Source organism: Enterococcus sp. 7E2_DIV0204 (assembly GCF_002140855.1).
GTDB classification, from domain to species: domain Bacteria; phylum Bacillota; class Bacilli; order Lactobacillales; family Enterococcaceae; genus Enterococcus_L; species Enterococcus_L lemimoniae.
Genome location: NZ_NGKY01000001.1, coordinates 675,819 through 692,847, shown reverse-complemented (window position 1 = coordinate 692,847; position 17,029 = coordinate 675,819). Strand labels below are relative to the sequence as shown.

12 protein-coding genes are annotated in these 17,029 nt (G+C 36.7%); all 12 read left to right on the top strand.

Features of this window, described 5'->3' with window-relative positions; translation table 11 throughout:
• Nucleotides 1-287: 287 nt before the first annotated feature.
• Entirely contained in the window at nt 288-2,924 is a 2,637-nt protein-coding gene (locus A5819_RS03315; RefSeq protein ID WP_086353016.1) for a calcium-translocating P-type ATPase, PMCA-type, read from the top strand.
• A 679-nt stretch (nt 2,925-3,603) separates the two neighbouring features.
• Entirely contained in the window at nt 3,604-5,550 is a 1,947-nt protein-coding gene (locus tag A5819_RS03310) for a KUP/HAK/KT family potassium transporter (RefSeq protein ID WP_176271449.1), read from the top strand.
• Nucleotides 5,551-5,679: 129 nt separating this feature from the next.
• Nucleotides 5,680-6,978, top strand: coding sequence for a hemolysin family protein (locus tag A5819_RS03305; protein ID WP_086281848.1), 1,299 nt, complete (start codon nt 5,680-5,682; stop codon nt 6,976-6,978).
• 138 nt (nt 6,979-7,116) lie between these two features.
• The gene (locus tag A5819_RS19670) at nt 7,117-7,284 is read left to right on the top strand and encodes a hypothetical protein (RefSeq protein ID WP_254907208.1); all 168 of its coding nucleotides are present in this window, start codon (nt 7,117-7,119) and stop codon (nt 7,282-7,284) included.
• Nucleotides 7,259-8,008, top strand: a complete 750-nt coding sequence (locus A5819_RS03300; protein WP_254907207.1) for an L-lactate dehydrogenase — start codon at nt 7,259-7,261, stop codon at nt 8,006-8,008. The genes A5819_RS19670 and A5819_RS03300 overlap by 26 nt, the downstream gene beginning before the upstream one ends.
• Nucleotides 8,009-8,074: 66 nt before the next feature.
• Nucleotides 8,075-8,800 carry an epoxyqueuosine reductase QueH gene (locus A5819_RS03295; protein ID WP_176271346.1) on the top strand — a complete coding sequence of 242 codons (726 nt, stop codon included), beginning with the start codon at nt 8,075-8,077 and terminating at the stop codon, nt 8,798-8,800.
• 400 nt (nt 8,801-9,200) lie between these two features.
• Nucleotides 9,201-11,465: a 5-methyltetrahydropteroyltriglutamate--homocysteine S-methyltransferase gene (metE, locus tag A5819_RS03290; RefSeq protein ID WP_086279746.1), complete on the top strand. Its 2,265-nt coding sequence runs from the start codon at nt 9,201-9,203 to the stop codon at nt 11,463-11,465.
• Nucleotides 11,466-12,329, top strand: coding sequence for a methylenetetrahydrofolate reductase [NAD(P)H] (metF, locus tag A5819_RS03285; protein ID WP_086279748.1), 864 nt, complete (start codon nt 11,466-11,468; stop codon nt 12,327-12,329).
• Between the two features lie 803 nt (nt 12,330-13,132).
• Nucleotides 13,133-14,056 carry a signal peptidase I gene (locus A5819_RS03280; protein ID WP_086279750.1) on the top strand — a complete coding sequence of 308 codons (924 nt, stop codon included), beginning with the start codon at nt 13,133-13,135 and terminating at the stop codon, nt 14,054-14,056.
• A 68-nt stretch (nt 14,057-14,124) separates the two neighbouring features.
• Nucleotides 14,125-15,375, top strand: a complete 1,251-nt coding sequence (locus tag A5819_RS03275) for a hypothetical protein (RefSeq protein ID WP_086279752.1) — start codon at nt 14,125-14,127, stop codon at nt 15,373-15,375.
• A gap of 54 nt (nt 15,376-15,429) precedes the next feature.
• Nucleotides 15,430-16,164, top strand: a complete 735-nt coding sequence (locus A5819_RS03270; RefSeq protein WP_086279754.1) for an LPXTG cell wall anchor domain-containing protein — start codon at nt 15,430-15,432, stop codon at nt 16,162-16,164.
• A 17-nt stretch (nt 16,165-16,181) separates the two neighbouring features.
• On the top strand, nt 16,182-17,024 hold the full coding sequence (locus A5819_RS03265; protein ID WP_086279756.1) for a BsaA family SipW-dependent biofilm matrix protein: 843 nt from the start codon (nt 16,182-16,184) through the stop codon (nt 17,022-17,024).
• Nucleotides 17,025-17,029: the final 5 nt, after the last annotated feature.

The following is a 17,029-nucleotide window of genomic DNA, read 5'->3' as shown; positions in this document are numbered from 1 at the left end:
CTAACAATTTTGCGTTTACTCATATCTACTTCGAGAAATTCTTCAATACGACTGATTGTTCCTCCTTCCTTCTATAATTATAGAAACACATTTAGTAAGCGTTTTCAAGTTAAAAGACTTCAAATGAACCAATGATTTTTATACGCTGGGTGATTGGCAATCACAAAAAAGTTACCGGAAAAAAATGAAAATTTAGCCATATTTATTGAAGTTTGAAAAAAAAACATGGTATAGTGAATATAGATACTATATTAATAGAAGGAAAAATTAAAGAATGGGGGGATAGGATGGAAGCATACAAACAACCTATCGAGACAATTATCAAAGAAGTGGATACAGATAAAGAACAAGGATTGACAAAACAAGAGGTCAAGAAGCGGCTTGCTGAACATGGCGCGAACAAGTTTCATGAAGCGAAGAAAGAGTCGATAGTAAAGAAGTTTCTGCATAGTTTATCGGATTTTACAACAATCATTTTATTAGTTGCAGCAGCTATTTCATTTTACACAGCAATTGCTACAGATCACGGGGATTATTTTGAAGGAATTCTGATTATCGCCATTGTGATCATTAATGCAGTATTAGCGATTGTTCAAGAAGGAAATGCTGAAAAATCGTTGGCCGCCCTGCAAGATATGAACAAACAGAGCAGTTCGGTTTTACGTGATGGCAAAGTTGAGACCATTGATGCAGAAGATGTAGTTGTTGGCGATATACTAGTACTAGAGTCAGGATCTATGATTACGGCAGATGCTCGCTTGATCCAAACGGCACAACTTAGAGTAGAAGAATCAGCACTGACTGGCGAAAGTGAACCGATTGAAAAAGACTCAGAGTACATAGGCAAACAGGATGCACCGATCGGCGATCAAATAAACATGGTATTTAAAGGCTGTACAGTGGCAAATGGTCGTGGTCGAGCGATTGTTACGGCAACTGGAATGCAAACAGAGATGGGTAAAATTGCCGGCTTGTTGAATGATGATGTAACCCAACAAACGCCGTTACAAAAACGTTTGAACCAATTAGGGAAACGGATTAGTTTAATTGCTTTAGCTGCTGCGGCTTTAGTATTTATCATTGGTCAGATCCAAGGCGAACCAATATTAGAAATGTTTATGACAGCAGTATCTTTAGCTGTTGCTGCGGTACCGGAAACGTTGATGGTGATCGTGACCTTGACTTTGGCTTATGGTGTACAGAAAATGGCGAAAAAACACGCGATCATTCGCCGTTTACCAGCTGTTGAAACACTAGGGACGGCCAATGTGATTTGTTCTGATAAAACAGGAACGTTGACGCAAAATAAAATGCGGGTCAGACGTGTTTGGTCTCGTGGAGATGAAGTAACGGATACTGAAGATGCGATGACAGATGAAGCAATGGAAGTTTTGAAAATGGCTTCTCTTTGTACGGATGTTATTGTAGATAAAGACGGAGACGATTTAGTCATCCAAGGAAATCCGACCGAAGCTGCAATCGTACGTGCTGTGGAAGAAAATTACCATACTAAGGCTGAATTGGAAGAAAAATACCCAAGAATCGGTGAAATTCCTTTTGACTCAGAGCGAAAAATGATGACGACTGTTCATAAAATGGGGAAAAAGTATATTTCTGTCACAAAGGGAGCTTTCGATGTTTTACTGACTCGCTTCCGTTTTGGTGATGTTGAACAAGCGGCTGTAGTAAATGATCGTTTTGGAAAACGCGCTTTACGCGTGATTGCAGTCGGTTATGCGATTTATGATGAAGAACCCACAGAAATCACTTCAGAGGCTTTAGAGAAGAATCTAAGGCTATTAGGCTTGATCGGTATGATCGATCCGCCAAGACCGGAAAGTAAAGGGGCGATTGCTAGAGCGAAAAAAGCTGGAATCAAAACAGTCATGATTACAGGAGATCATGTTGTAACAGCAGGAGCCATCGCCAAAGAATTAGGGATTTTAACGGATAAAAGCGAGGCTTTAACAGGTTCAGAGTTGCAACAAATGTCGGATGAAGAGCTAGATTCACGTGTGAAATCGCTCTCTGTTTACGCTCGGGTAACGCCAGAAGACAAGATTCGTATCGTTAAATCTTGGCAACGGACGGGTGCCGTTGTAGCGATGACAGGTGATGGTGTCAATGATGCACCTGCCTTAAAAGCCAGTGATGTAGGTTGTGCTATGGGGATTACTGGAACCGATGTAGCACAAGGTGCAGCGGATATGATTTTGACGGATGATAATTTTGCAACGATCGTCGATGCTGTTGCTCAAGGTCGAGCTGTTTATCGGAATATTCGTAAAGCGGTCAACTTTTTACTAAGTTGTAATATTTCAGAGATATTTATTGTGCTGATTGCTATGTTGCTTGGTTGGGGAGCGCCGTTCACAGCTGTCCAATTATTATTTGTAAATGTTGTGGCTGATGGTCTGCCAGGGTTTGCTTTAGGGAAAGAACCTGCGGAAAAAGGAATCATGGATGAAGCACCGATTCCAAGAAATGAAGGGATTTTTGCACGTGGCTTATGGCAAAAAATCGGAATCAATGCCTTTGTCTTTACAGTGATTACCTTATTTGGTTTCTATTTAGGGGCTAACGTTGATTCAGTCTCTTACTTTTTCGAAGCAAGTCATGAAATTGGTCAAACAGTAGCATTCTTGATTTTAGCTTACTCATCGATTTTACATGTTTTCAATGTGAGAAGTACGGAATCAATTTTCAGAGTAAAATTATCAACCAATAAATCATTGTTTGAAATGGCTGTATTGGCTGTGATCATTACAACGGTCATTGCATTATTACCATTTACTCAAGAGCTGTTTGGATTAGTTCCAATTGGTATCAATCATTGGTTGTTAGTAATGGGCTTATCGATCATTCCGATTTTTGTTAATGAAATGATCAAATTCCATTATTCACCAGAAGAAGATACAGAATAAAATAAGCATAAAAAGAACGCTTGAAGTGCTGATTTCTTAGTGGAAATCAAGTCTCCAAGCGTTCTTTTTCATAGATTGAGCTAGATTGAAAGAATGCTTTGAAAATACTATTGAATTTATTTACATAAAAGACTTGCTAAATTGGTGAAGGAGTATTATAGTTGTTATCAAAATCAGTTATTTTTGTTTTTTAGCTGGTATTTTTTTAAATTAACTATAACGAATAATCGATATTTTTATTTGGATGTCCAAATAAAAATCTTAGGGGAGTAGCAGCATAGTTTATCTATGTTTTTAGATCAACAGCAAGTGTGAGAACACTGGTCTAAGAATGAAATTGCGAGACCTAAGTGTAAGGGCCAAGTGTCGTTTCACTTAGGTCTCTTATGTTACTTAAAAAGTGGAATTGGGTTGAAGAGGAGTTCTGACAAGTTTTATTGTTTTTCAGTCAAGGCTGAACGAGCTCTTTCAGCTTTTGTATTATCTAGCTTTGTGGACTAGCTCTTCGGAAAAAAGATAAAATCTGCCTGTGACAAAAAACGTCACCTTCAGATTTTCCTATTTTTCAGTCAGAGCAGGACGAGCCCACTACGCTTTTAAATTGGAGGAGAATTTTGTGGTAGAGAAGTCAAAAGTTTCGCATCATCAGAAATTGACTGCTGCTGGTCTTTTAGTGGCCATGGGTGTCGTTTATGGAGATATCGGAACAAGTCCGCTTTATGTAATGAAAGCGATCGTTGGAGATAATGGTGGTCTTCAAAATATTTCAGAGAATTTCATTATTGGTGCGATATCGTTGATTTTTTGGACATTAACGATCTTAACAACGATCAAATATGTTGTGATTGCTTTAAATGCGGATAATCATGGTGAAGGCGGAATTTTTTCTTTATACACACTTGTCCGTAAAAAAGGGAAGTATCTGATCATTCCGGCTATGATTGGTGGTGCGGCGCTATTAGCAGATGGTGTATTAACACCAGCGGTAACGGTGACAACCGCAATCGAAGGATTGCGTGGGATTCCCGTTTTCTTTGATCGGTTTGGGAGTAATCAAAACATCATCGTGATGATTACTTTAGTTATTATTCTTATTCTATTTTCTGTCCAACGTTTTGGAACGGATGCGGTTGGTAAAGCATTTGGGCCAATCATGTTCGCTTGGTTTACCTTTTTAGGTGTGATGGGGCTGATTAATTTTGGTCAAGACTGGACTGTGCTTCGTGCGTTGAATCCGTATTATGCGATCCATCTACTGCTTAGTCCAGAAAATAAACTGGGAATCTTTGTTTTAGGGAATGTCTTTTTAGCAACAACCGGAGCAGAAGCGTTATATTCTGACTTAGGTCATGTTGGAAAACATAATATTCGGGCTAGTTGGCCGTATATCAAAGTGTGCCTTATCCTTAACTATTTAGGTCAAGCAGCGTGGATTTTAAGTGCTAAAAATGATCCGTCAGTTTTAGCGATTGAAAATTTAAATCCATTTTTCCAAATGATGCCAAAGGGTATTATGCTGATTGGTGTGGTTTTTGCAACAGTTGCGGCAGTTATCGCTTCCCAAGCTTTGATTTCGGGCTCTTTTACCTTAGTGTCAGAAGCAATCAAATTAAAACTATTGCCAAGATTAAAAATTATTTATCCGGGTGCCAATATCGGTCAAATGTATATCCCAGCAGTTAATATGATGTTGTGGATCGTGTGTTCATTGATCGTGATTACCTTTAGAACCTCTACACATATGGAAGCAGCTTATGGTCTTTCTATTACTGTAACTATGCTAATGACAACTATTTTGTTAATGTTTTATCTACTACAAAAAGGTGCGCCAAAATGGGTTGCCTATCTAATTACCTTATTCTTTGGTAGTATCGAGTCGATTTTCTTTGTCTCAAGTATTGCAAAATTCTTCCATGGCGGTTACGTTGCGGTAGGGATCGCGCTCTTGATTTTAGCCGTTATGACGATTTGGGAATGGGGCAATATTATTAAAGAGAAAACATCTGATACAGTTCCGCTTAAGCAATATGTAGAACAATTACGGCTGTTAAAAGATGATACAACGGTGCCAAAATCTCAAACCAATGTGGTGTTTATGACTCCTGATACGATTGGGGATGAAATTGGTAGACAAATTATTTACTCTATTTTAGATAAACAACCGAAAAGAGCGAATGTTTATTGGTTTGTTAATGTTGAAGTAACGGATGAACCATTTACAAAAGAATACTCTGTCGATATGATGGGGACTGATTTTATTGTGCAAGTTCAATTGTATCTAGGGTTCCATGTGGCTCAAGAAGTCAATGTCTTTATTCGTCAAATCGTGTATGATTTAATGAAAGAAGGTCGTTTACCTAAACAACCGCAAAAATATTCACTGACACCAGGACGTGAAGTGGGGGACTTCCAATTTATTATTATTCGGGAAGAATTATCAAAAGTAACCGAATTGAAAAAATGGGACCGCCAAATCATGCAGCTGAAATTAGCAATCAAAAAGAGAACGACCACACCAGAAAACTGGTTTGGCTTAGAGTATAGTGAAGTGAAATATGAATCTGTTCCATTAATCATTGGCGATACACGAAAGACCAGATTAAGAGAACGGAAAGCTTTATCCTAAATAAAAAGTCTCTGAGTCAAATTTAATGGCTTGGAGACTTTTTTGTAGATACAATAGCTCTTATTCGCACTATCGATAAAGGACCAGTATAATACTAAATAGAATCAGGAAAAAAATGAGGTGTAAAGAATGCTTGCAATAAATTTTTTAATATTACTGTTAATGATTGCGATCACTGCATTTTTTGTGGCTAGTGAATTTGCATTAGTAAAAATTCGGATGTCACGGTTAGAACAGTTAAAAAAAGACGGTGTCAAAAATGCAGAATTAGCAATTCACGTGACGCATCATTTAGATGCCTATTTGTCTACAAGCCAATTGGGGATTACTTTAACAGGATTGATCATTGGTTGGGTAGGTGAAGGATCCGTTGCGGCATTACTGCATCCCTTATTAGGTGATCTGCCGATTAGTAGTGCAATCAGCAGCACGATTTCAATTGTTTTAGGCTTTGTGATTGTTACCTACCTTGTGGTGGTTGTGGGAGAATTATTTCCTAAAAGTTACAGTATTGCCCAACCAGAGAAGGTTGTTTTGGCAGTTGTGAAGCCACTGCATTACTTTTATAAAGTGATGTATCCCTTTATTTGGTTGCTCAATCATTCGGCTGCTAAATTAGGACAACTATTTGGGATTAAACTAGTCTCAGAAGGAGAAGAAACACTCACTCAAGAAGAGCTGTTGTACGTAGCAGATGACTCCTATAAAAAAGGTGAATTAACAAAAGAAGAATATTATTACATGGAAAATGTATTTGAATTTGATGATACGCTAGCCAAAGAAATTCAGGTCGATCGGACCTCAATGGAAGTTTTTGAAGCGGATGAAACAGTAGCTCAAGCCATTCAACATTCGTTAAAGCGAGGACATACACGTTATCCAGTAATCGAAGAGTCTAAAGATAATGTCTTAGGGTATGTGACATTGCCAGCCTTGATCAAGGAGTCATTTATCAACGATCAAAGAAAAGTCAGTGAATTAGTAGAAGAGCCAATCGTGGCGATAACAACGATCCCAATTAAAAGTCTATTGACGATGATGCGTAAAGAAGGAAAACATATTGCGATTTTAAAAGATGAATACGGTGGAACGACCGGGATGGTGACCATAGAAGATATTTTAGAAGAATTAGTCGGAGATATCAGAGATGAAACAGATCTGGAGAACGCTTTGATTGCCAAAGAAGCAGACAATTCTTATATCGTCTCCGGAAAAATCACACTTGATGATTTTGAACGCTATTTTAGAATTAAAATCCCAACCTTTGAAGCCTCTGAAATGTCCACTCTAGCTGGTTTTATTGTAGAACAAAAAAATAATCAAATCGCTGTAGGTGATCAAATCAAGATTGATGGATTTACGCTTGAGGTACTTGATTATGAACATGCGCATATTGATTATTTTAAAGTAACAAAAGCAACTGAATAGAGAAAAAAGTCATAAAGAAAATCAATCATTCTTTGTGGCTTTTTATTTTTCGTTTTCATTGAATAGAACGGAAAAATAGGATTGACGGAAGCGTATTATTCCGATAGGATTAAGAAAAATGGGATAGGAAGTGTTTAAATGCGTAAGGTAGGGATCATCGGGTTAGGACATGTAGGTGCAACATTAGCTTATACAATAGTAACTGAAAACTTAGTTGACGAACTGGTTTTGATCGATAAAGATGAAAAGCTAGCGATTTCTGAAGAATATGATTTATTAGATGCACAAGTTTTTTTTGACGGGTAAAACGAAGATTATCATTCAAGATTATCAAGCATTAAGAGACGCATCGGTCATTGTTTTTTGTGCAGGGCAAATCAGTGCACTAGGAGAGGAAGGCGATCGATTCAAAGAGCTTGAAATTACTAGCAGAATCGTAGAAGAGACAGCTCCTAAAATCAAACAATCTGGATTTAATGGTATTATTGTGACGATCACAAATCCCTTTGATGTGATTGCAGCTTATATGCAAAAGCTAACAGGTTTTGATACAAATCAAGTATTTGGAACAGGTACAATGCTTGACACAGCACGTATGCAACAAGCTGTAAGCCGTAATGTATCGATCGACAGTCGGAATGTGGGTGGCTATGTTTATGGTGAACATGGAGATTCTAAATTTGTAGCTTGGTCGACTGTGACGATTGGAGATCGTCCCTTATTGACTTGGAATAGTGAACTTGATTTAAACCAATTGGATGAAGCAGTTCGTGCGGGTGGCTGGAATGCTTTTGCTGGAAAAGGTTACACAAGCTATGGGATTGCAACTTGTGGTGCTCGACTGATCCGAATGATTTTGAATGACGCCAAAACGATCGTATCCGTTTCAGCGTATGATGATCAAATGGATAGTTATTATGGGCAACCTGTAGTGATCGGGAAAAATGGGATAGAATCGTTCATCTCATGTCAACTAACTGAAAAGGAGCAAAATAGCTTAAAAGAATCAGTTCAAATTATTAAAAATTGACTAGCGAATTTACCATTTAAGCAGTAAAATAAAGTATCGAACTTGATAAAATGTGGAGGCAATTCATTGATAAATCTAACAGAAATAACGGAGAAGATGTCTCCAAATCAAAAGATAAATTATGACCGTGTTTTACAAAAAGTCATTGCAGAATGGGAAAAAGCAACGATTCGACCTACGATTTTACTTCATAGTTGTTGTGCGCCCTGCAGTACCTATTCACTTGAATATCTGACGCAATATGCGGATGTGACGATTTTTTTTGCGAATTCAAATATTCATCCGAGAGCAGAATATCAGCGTCGGGAAATCGTTCAGCAAAAATTTGTCGAGGATTTTAATCAGCAGACAAACAATCAGGTTCGATTTTTAGCAGCGCCATATGAGCCCAATAAATTTATTCAAATGGTACAAGAAAAAGAGCTAACAGAAGAGCCGGAAGGCGGCAAACGTTGCTCAGCCTGCTTTCAAATGCGTTTGGATATCGTGGCAGAAAAGGCACAAGAATTAGGCTATGACTATTTTGGCAGTGCGCTAACGTTATCACCAAAGAAAAATAGTCAATTGATCAATGAGATTGGGATTGATATTCAAAAGTTTTATGCCACTAATTATTTACCAAGTGATTTTAAGAAAAATAATGGTTATAAGCGTTCAATCGAATTATGCAAAGAGTACGATGTCTATCGCCAATGCTACTGTGGCTGTATGTTTGCCGCAACAAAGCAAGGTGTAGATTTAAAAGCTGTGAATAAAGAGGCGAAAGAATTCTTGGCAAAACAAGAAAAATAGTAGAAAAGATAAGGTTTGGACAGAAGCGTTCAGGCCCGAGAATCAAGTAGGTACTGTGTAACATCAGCTCGTACCTCGCAGTGTTTTACAGAAATAAGCCAGCATTCACTAAAATTGTTCTTCAAATTTTAGTGAATGCTGGCTTATTTCTGAAGGGACTGCTTCTGCATCTACGATTCTCGTTTCACTCCGATCCTCGAAGCGTGGAGGACCGTTTGCTCCCACCGTTTATTCGGGATTAGATTGTTTAACAAAAAGAGACCCAACTTTTGTCTTATCATTATCCTTTTTTGATTGTTCGATATAGTTTAAAACTATATTTAATGATAGAAAATAAGTGTTATTCTATATTCTCTTCTCGTGGTAAAGTAGTTGAAATACCCTTTGAAGGAGGAAAAGTATGAAAACATCGATTATCGGGTTCCCACGTGTGGGAGAATTGAGAGAATTAAAATTTGCAACGGAAAAGTATTTTAGAAACGAATTATCAGCAGAAGAATTAGAATCAATAGGAAAAGAGTTACGTAAAAAACATTGGCAGCTGTTGGTTGATCAGGGAATCGATTTTATTCCAAGTGGCGATTTTTCATTTTTTGATACCACATTGGATACAGCGGTTTTATTGAATATTGTGCCTAAAAAATACCAAGTGCTACAATTATCACCGTTAGAAACTTATTTTGCCTTGGCTAGAGGTTATCAAGGAGCGTCAGGAGATGTGACGGCCTTGGCAATGAAAAAATGGTTTAATACCAATTATCATTATATGGTTCCTGAAATCGATGATGATACAGAATTAAAACTGGTTGGAGATACATTATTTACCACTTTTAATGAAGGGAAAGATGCTGGGGTTATTACGCGACCAACAATTGTAGGCCCGTTTACCTTATTAAAACTAGCGACGTATCACGGTTCAAAACAGGCACCTGATTTTTATGAGGCGGCGATTAACGCATATGTCGAGATTTTCAATCGCTTAGCTGGCTCAGGTTGCCAGTGGCTTCAAATTGATGAACCGGCTTTAGTTTTAGATCTATCCCCAGTAGAAGTGCAACAATTCAAGGGTTTATACCAAAAATTATTGGCTAAAAAAGGTGATTTGAAAATCTTGGTTCAAACTTATTTCGGAGACGTTCGAGATGCGTATCAAGAATTGATCGATTTATCTTTTGATGGTATTGGATTAGATTTTGTAGAAGGTAGAAAAACAGTAAGCCTACTTGAAAAATATGGATTTCCTAAAGATAAATTATTATTTGCCGGGATTGTTAATGGCAAAAATATTTGGAAGAACAACTATAAAGAAACGTTAGCATTGCTTGAAAAAATTAAATCATTTGGTGATGTCGTATTAAATACGTCCTGTTCATTACTACATGTTCCGTTTACCTTAGCCAATGAAACAGGACTAACAAAAAAAGTGGCAGATCATTTCGCCTTTGCTGTAGAAAAATTAGCTGAATTAAATGATCTAAAGCAAATCATTGCAAATAAGGATCTCAATCAAGACCTACTGAATACTAATCTTGTCTTATTCGCACAAGAGCGGTTTTCTAAAAATGAACACGTAGCACAACAAGTCCAAGCGTTGACTGAACAAGATTTTGTTCGCTTACCATCTTTAAACGAACGTGCAGTGGTTCAAAAAGATAAATTAAACCTACCGATCTTACCTACAACAACGATTGGTTCTTTCCCACAAACAAAAGAAGTCAAACAAAATCGGGCAAAATTTAAAAAGGGTGAAATTACTGAAACACAATATACTGATTTCAATAAGAAAAAAATCGCTGAATGTGTCGCTTTCCAAGAAGAAATCGGTTTAGATGTCTTAGTTCATGGAGAGTTTGAGCGTAATGACATGGTGGAATATTTTGGTGAAAGCCTAGATGGCTATTTGTTTACTGAAAAAGCTTGGGTCCAATCATATGGAACACGCTGTGTAAAACCACCAATCATTTGGGGAGATGTTTCACGTTCAAATCCAATTACTGTTTCCTACTCGAAATATGCCCAAACCTTAACGGATAAACCAATGAAAGGAATGCTGACAGGACCAGTAACGATCTTGAATTGGTCATTTCCTCGTGAGGATATCAGTTTAAGAGAGGCAACCTTGCAATTAGCCTTAGCGATCCAAGAAGAGGTATTGGATTTAGAAGCAAACGGTATCGGGATTATTCAAATAGATGAAGCAGCCTTACGTGAAAAACTACCCTTACGTCAAACTGATTGGCATTCTGAGTACTTAGACTGGGCAATACCGGCTTTCCGTCTTGTTCATAGTAAAGTGCAGCCGACGACACAAATTCATACACATATGTGTTATAGCGAGTTTGCGGATATTATTCAAGATATCGATAATATGGATGCCGATGTTATTTCATTTGAAGCTTCCCGTTCAAATCTAAATATTTTAGATGCTTTAAAAACCATTGATTTTCAAACACAAGTAGGACCTGGGGTTTATGATATTCATTCACCTCGTGTTCCTTCTATAGAAGAAATCGAAACAACGATCCATAGTATTTTAAACAAATTACCTATCGAAAAAGTCTGGGTCAATCCTGATTGCGGCCTAAAAACACGAGGTTTGCCGGAAACAGAAGCTAGTTTAAGAAACTTAGTCCTTGCAGCAGAAAAGGTACGTGGAGGGGTGTAAATGAGAACAGATACCTTGTTTAAAGAAAAGACCGTTTTTTCCTATGAGATTTTTCCGCCTAGACGAACAGCGCCGATCGATACGATTTATCATACGTTAGATCGTTTGAAAGGACAACAGCCTGATTTTATCAGCGTTACTTTAGGAGCTGGTGGCACAGCTGCCAATTTAAGCACTGCAGATATTGCGCAGAAAATTCAAGATGAGCAATTTTTGCCAAGCGTGGCACATTTACCGGCTGTAAATTTTTCAAAAGATGAGATCGTGGTTATTTTAGAAGAATTGAAACAAAAAAAGGTAGAAAACATTTTGGCTTTAAGAGGAGATCTTTTACCGGATAGAGAACCAAAAAAAGATTTTTGTTATGCAAATGACTTGGTTTCATTTATCCAAGAACAAGGGGCCTTTAATATTATAGGGGCTTGTTACCCTGAAACACATGGAGACTCAGAAAATTCAGTCACAGATATTAGAAATCTAAAACGAAAAGTTGATGCTGGGACCAATCAATTGATTACGCAGCTGTTTTTTGATAATAACTATTTTTACACGTTCAAAGAAAAGTGTGATATTGCTGCTATCGAAGTACCTATTCAGGCTGGAATTATGCCTGTAGTCAATAAAAAGCAAATCGAGCGAATGGTAAAAATGTCTAATGTGACATTGCCAACGAAGTTTTTGAAAATGATGGAACGCTATGAGCATAATCCAGAAGCCATCCGTGATGCAGGAATTGCTTATGCAATCAATCAAATTGTTGATTTAGTGGCACAAGGAGCCGATGGAATCCATCTGTATACGATGAATAATCCCTATGTGGCACAAAAAATTAGAGAGGCGACACGTAGCTTATTTGATGCATAGCTAAAAAAGTTAAGAACGAGGAGTAAAACTGGTTCTCAGTTTTACTCCTCGTTCTTATTTTTTGAAGTTATTGAGGTAGGTACTGTCTCTTATACACATCTAGATGTTTATAAGAGATATATTTTAAATAACCTAAAAATAACAATGATTTTATGTTTTTTTTGTATTTTTTTCCTGTTTTTTTTGTATATTAAATAACCTGTCTCTTATACACATCTAGATGTGTATAAGAGACAGGTTTTACTCCTCGTTCTTATTTTTTGAAGTTATTGAGGTAGGTATATTTCTGTCTCTTATACACATCTAGATGTGTATAAGAGACAGGGTAGGTATATTTTAAATAACCTAAAAATAACAATGATTTTATGTTTTTTTTGTATTTTTTTCCTGTTTTTTTTGTATATTAAATAACAATGCAAAAATATTTTTTGTTGATTTTCATAAAATGGTGTTTATGTTTATTAATAAAACTAACATATAGTAGTTATATTTTTTTATATAGATAATTAGTTTTATTTAAGAATAAACCCTTTATTTTTAAGGGTTTATTCTTGTTTTTTTAAATTATGAAAAACGTATCTAACGAAGTATCTTTGTTTTCTATTTTAGTAAAAAATAATTGAATAGAAAAAAGAGAAAATTCATTGACATAAAAAATAACAATAGGTATAGTTTACATGTGGGCGGAAATATTAATAATTAAAATATATATTTATTTTGTCGTTCTTTTTTTTATGATAAAAATCAACGTAAAAAATTGTCAGTAAACGACTAATATTTAACGAAATGAAAGGAGATTGTGTATGCCGAGAAAAACGCCTGTCCGAAAGAATATTCGCTCTAAAGACGAAAAGGCAAGGCAAAGTACTCCAGAACGTTCACGAGGTCGTCAGATATATGCGAATTCTACTAGAGCATATCCGGAAAATGAACGATATGAACAACGTACTATAAAAAAACGACCACGACCAACTGAACAAAGGTCTCGCAATGATTTTTATGAAAACTCTAGAGGTTTTGAATATCCAGAAACACCTCATCAAAGAAGACCACGTCGGTCGATTCCTACAAGGAGAACAAGCGATGAGTATTATAAAAGACCTCAATCTCCGCAGCCTAGTGTAAAAAGTCCAGGTGTATTGGTATTTTCTTTCTTTAGTAACTTAGTTTTTTATGGTGTTACGATTGGAATCATCATTATGGCAGTTATGTTTTCATTCAGTTCAAAGTCAACAGCATCAATTTTTGGTTATCGTTTTTATACAGTTTTGACTAATTCTATGGCTCCGCAAGAAGAGGGGCCAAAAGGCGGATTCTATGCTGGAGATATCGTCATTGTAAAACTTATGGATGGTGATCAGATCAAAAAAGATGATATTGTAACGTTTGCAGTTGGAGATGGGACACGTTATTTGACTCATAGAATGGTCGAGCGGAAAGAGGAATTAAATGGAGAAAAAGGCAATTACCTTGTTACTAAAGGTGATGCGAATAAAAGCAATGATCCACCAATAACAACAGATCGAGTATTAGGTAAAGTCGTGTTTGCTGTGCCAAAGATAGGCAATGTTATAGAGTTTGCTCGAGAAGAATTTTGGGCCTGTCTGGTTTGTATTCTCTCGTTGTATGGTTTCTTTTTAGTGCTGAAATCCTACCTGTTTACGTCAGAGGAAGAACAAATTAGGAAAAGACATAGGGAACGACCAAGGTATGAAAGGCAATATTAACACTTTGCTTTAACAATTATCTAAAGCAAGTGAGAATATACATTATATTTATAGGAGGATTATTAAAAATGAAAAAAAACAAAAAGAAAAAGTTGGTAGCGGCTTCTGGATTGGCATTGTTGGCTTTTCTAGCGGGGACATTTGCTTGGATCAACTCACAGGATCAAAAGATTAACCGTGTGGATGCAGCCGCAATTAAAGATGACAGTGTCACGGTGGAAGAGACTTGGAAACCTCAAGACATTATTCCAGGAACAGAAGCAACGAAAGAAGTAGCTGTTAAAAATACTGGGAATGTGCCGGTATTTGTCCGTGTATCGTATGAAGAAGTCTTGAAGCATTTGACAGAAAAAGGTGCTGTGACAAGTCGGGATAATGGATGGGCGGTTAGTGCTACACCAAATCCGTTAGCAGATGATATTCCTGTTGAATATGACGGAGATAAGTATGTTACACAAACAAATGACTATAAAGATGTGACCAGCAAAGTTAAAGATGCTAAGGCGGCAGCTTTACCAGATGGTGTAAAAGTATATGCCAAAGGATCGGTTACTAAGAATCCAGTGACAAGTGCCGAAGTTACGACGTTTAATTATTCAGCATTTTTTGAATATGCACCAGGTAAATACCAAGCAATGGAAACCACTGTATCAGTAACAGGTGGAAATGTAGAAGGATCTCTAGTAGAAAATTGGGACTTTACTATGTCTAAAGCTAAATATTCAGTTTATAGTGGCGGATACAAATATGCAGTAGCGAACTGGGCAGCAGCTTCTCTAGAAGGCGCATCTCCAGAATCAACAAATGCTAAAGCTTCTCTATTAGGAAGTGCAGGTAAAAAATATGATGTAGATTACGATTATACGATTGCAGCTTTAGGTCTTCCAGCTATTCCAGCTGTAACTGTAACGACAGCTGCTGATCAAATCCCAGTAGCTAATTCAGAGAAAAAAGGTGTTCAAACGGATAAAGCCGCTTTAAACGTTGGTGGAATCAATATTGAGTACGGTGTAGATATGGGAACAACGGCTGATTTGAAAAATGATAAATGGGTTTACAACAATGAAGATGGCTATTTCTATTTCACTAGTCCACTTAAATCAGGTGCAACAACACCACAGTTATTGAAAAAATTAATCTTTACAAATGCAATCGGAAAAGAATATACAAATGCAACTTATGATTTGATTGTGAAAATGGAAGCTATTCAAGCAACTAAAGAAGCTTTATCAGATAACACTGGTTGGAACTTGAACGGGGCTGATAGTTCAGAAACTAAAAAAATCACAACCTATTTAGATGGGCAAGCAGTAAGTTAATTCTAATTGCTGGAAGTGAGAATTAAGAAGTAATGAATAGGAAGGGGAAAAACGATGCAGCAACGATCAATGCGAAAACGTCTATTATTTCTGGTTTTGTATAGTTTTTCATGTATTTTTATCACCTTTACCAGTGGAACGCTATTAGCGGTTGCCAGTCAAACCCTTCCTCCAGGGGTGGTCATTGGTGATGAGACAGGAATATCCGCTTCTTCTGAAGGAGAGTATTATGTTGATTTACCAAATGTCTTACCTGGAGAAAGTTATGAAAAGACTATCACGATTCGTAGTATGGATTTAAAAGAACCCTTTGAGTTAGGAATAGTAGTTACGCCAGATTCATCAAAAGGAGTAATCGATTTTAACAAACAAATCAAATTGACTCTGTCTCTTGATGAAAAAAATATATATCAAGGTCCCTTATTGGGAAATGGAGAATTTGACTGGACGGTTCAGCCGTTAATACTAGGCGTTTGTGAGTATGGAAAAGATCAAATTTTAACGGCAGTATTTGAAGTAGATAAAGACCTGACATTGGCAGATTATAAAGAAGATAGTCAGTTACTTTATCATTGGACATTCGTTGCAACAAAAAACCAGCCTAAGCCAATAGATCCCAAAGATAGTAGTTCACCTTTACCAACTAAGGTAAAACCTAAAGGGATGTTTCCAATGACAGGTGAAGAAATCAAAAATTTGATTTATAAAACATTGGCAGGGTTATTACTAGTTTTAATTGCAATTTTACTATGGAAAAAACGTAAGGAAGAACAAGCAAAAGTAGACTAGTGGAAGGGGAGAAGTAAATGAATGGTGTAAAAAAAATATTGAAAATAATCAATCAAAATAAACCTTTATTGGCTATATTCTCTGTATTTCTAAGCTCATTACTTGTTGTGGGAAGCACATATGCATGGATTACCTACAGTGATGAGAAAATAAATCTAAGTCAGCCTAATACTAAAAAGCTTTCTGCAGAAATAGATGAAGTCTTCACCCCAAATCTGCAGTGGATACCTGGAAAAGCAACAGAAAAGAAATTACTAGTGAATAATAACGGACAGACTCCCGCTATTATACGTCTCTCTTTGTACGAATATTTTGCTCAGTTTGAACTTGATATGACTGATGGGGGGGGAAATGGTAGTCCGAAAATTGCAGCTAATTCTAGTGGGACGGATATAAAAATAGAAGCTGTGTCTTCGTGGCAAAAAGGTCGTACATATAAGATAGGTCCAAGTAAATACTATACTGCATCAGAAGTTCATAAAGGGAATACAAAAAATCCAAAAACAGCTTATGTCTATAAAGGTGAACGGATAGTTGAAGGACTTAACTATGTAACTATTCAATTTAACGATCGTGAAATTTATGATGAACAGAATAAACCAGCATCGGGAATAAAGAATTATTGGTATTATTCAGACGGCTATTTTTATTATTCAGAAGTACTGCAACCTAAAGAAAAAACGAAGCAACTGATTCAGAGTGTAACCTTAGATAAAGGTTTACCCAATAAATACAAAAGTTCTTTGTATCAATTAATTCCAGTCATGGATGCTCATGATGTTACAAAGTCGTTATTGATGGATTGGAAGATTACTACCAATTCATATGTAGAAAAGATGTATCGTGGAAAAGTTCATTAGGAGGG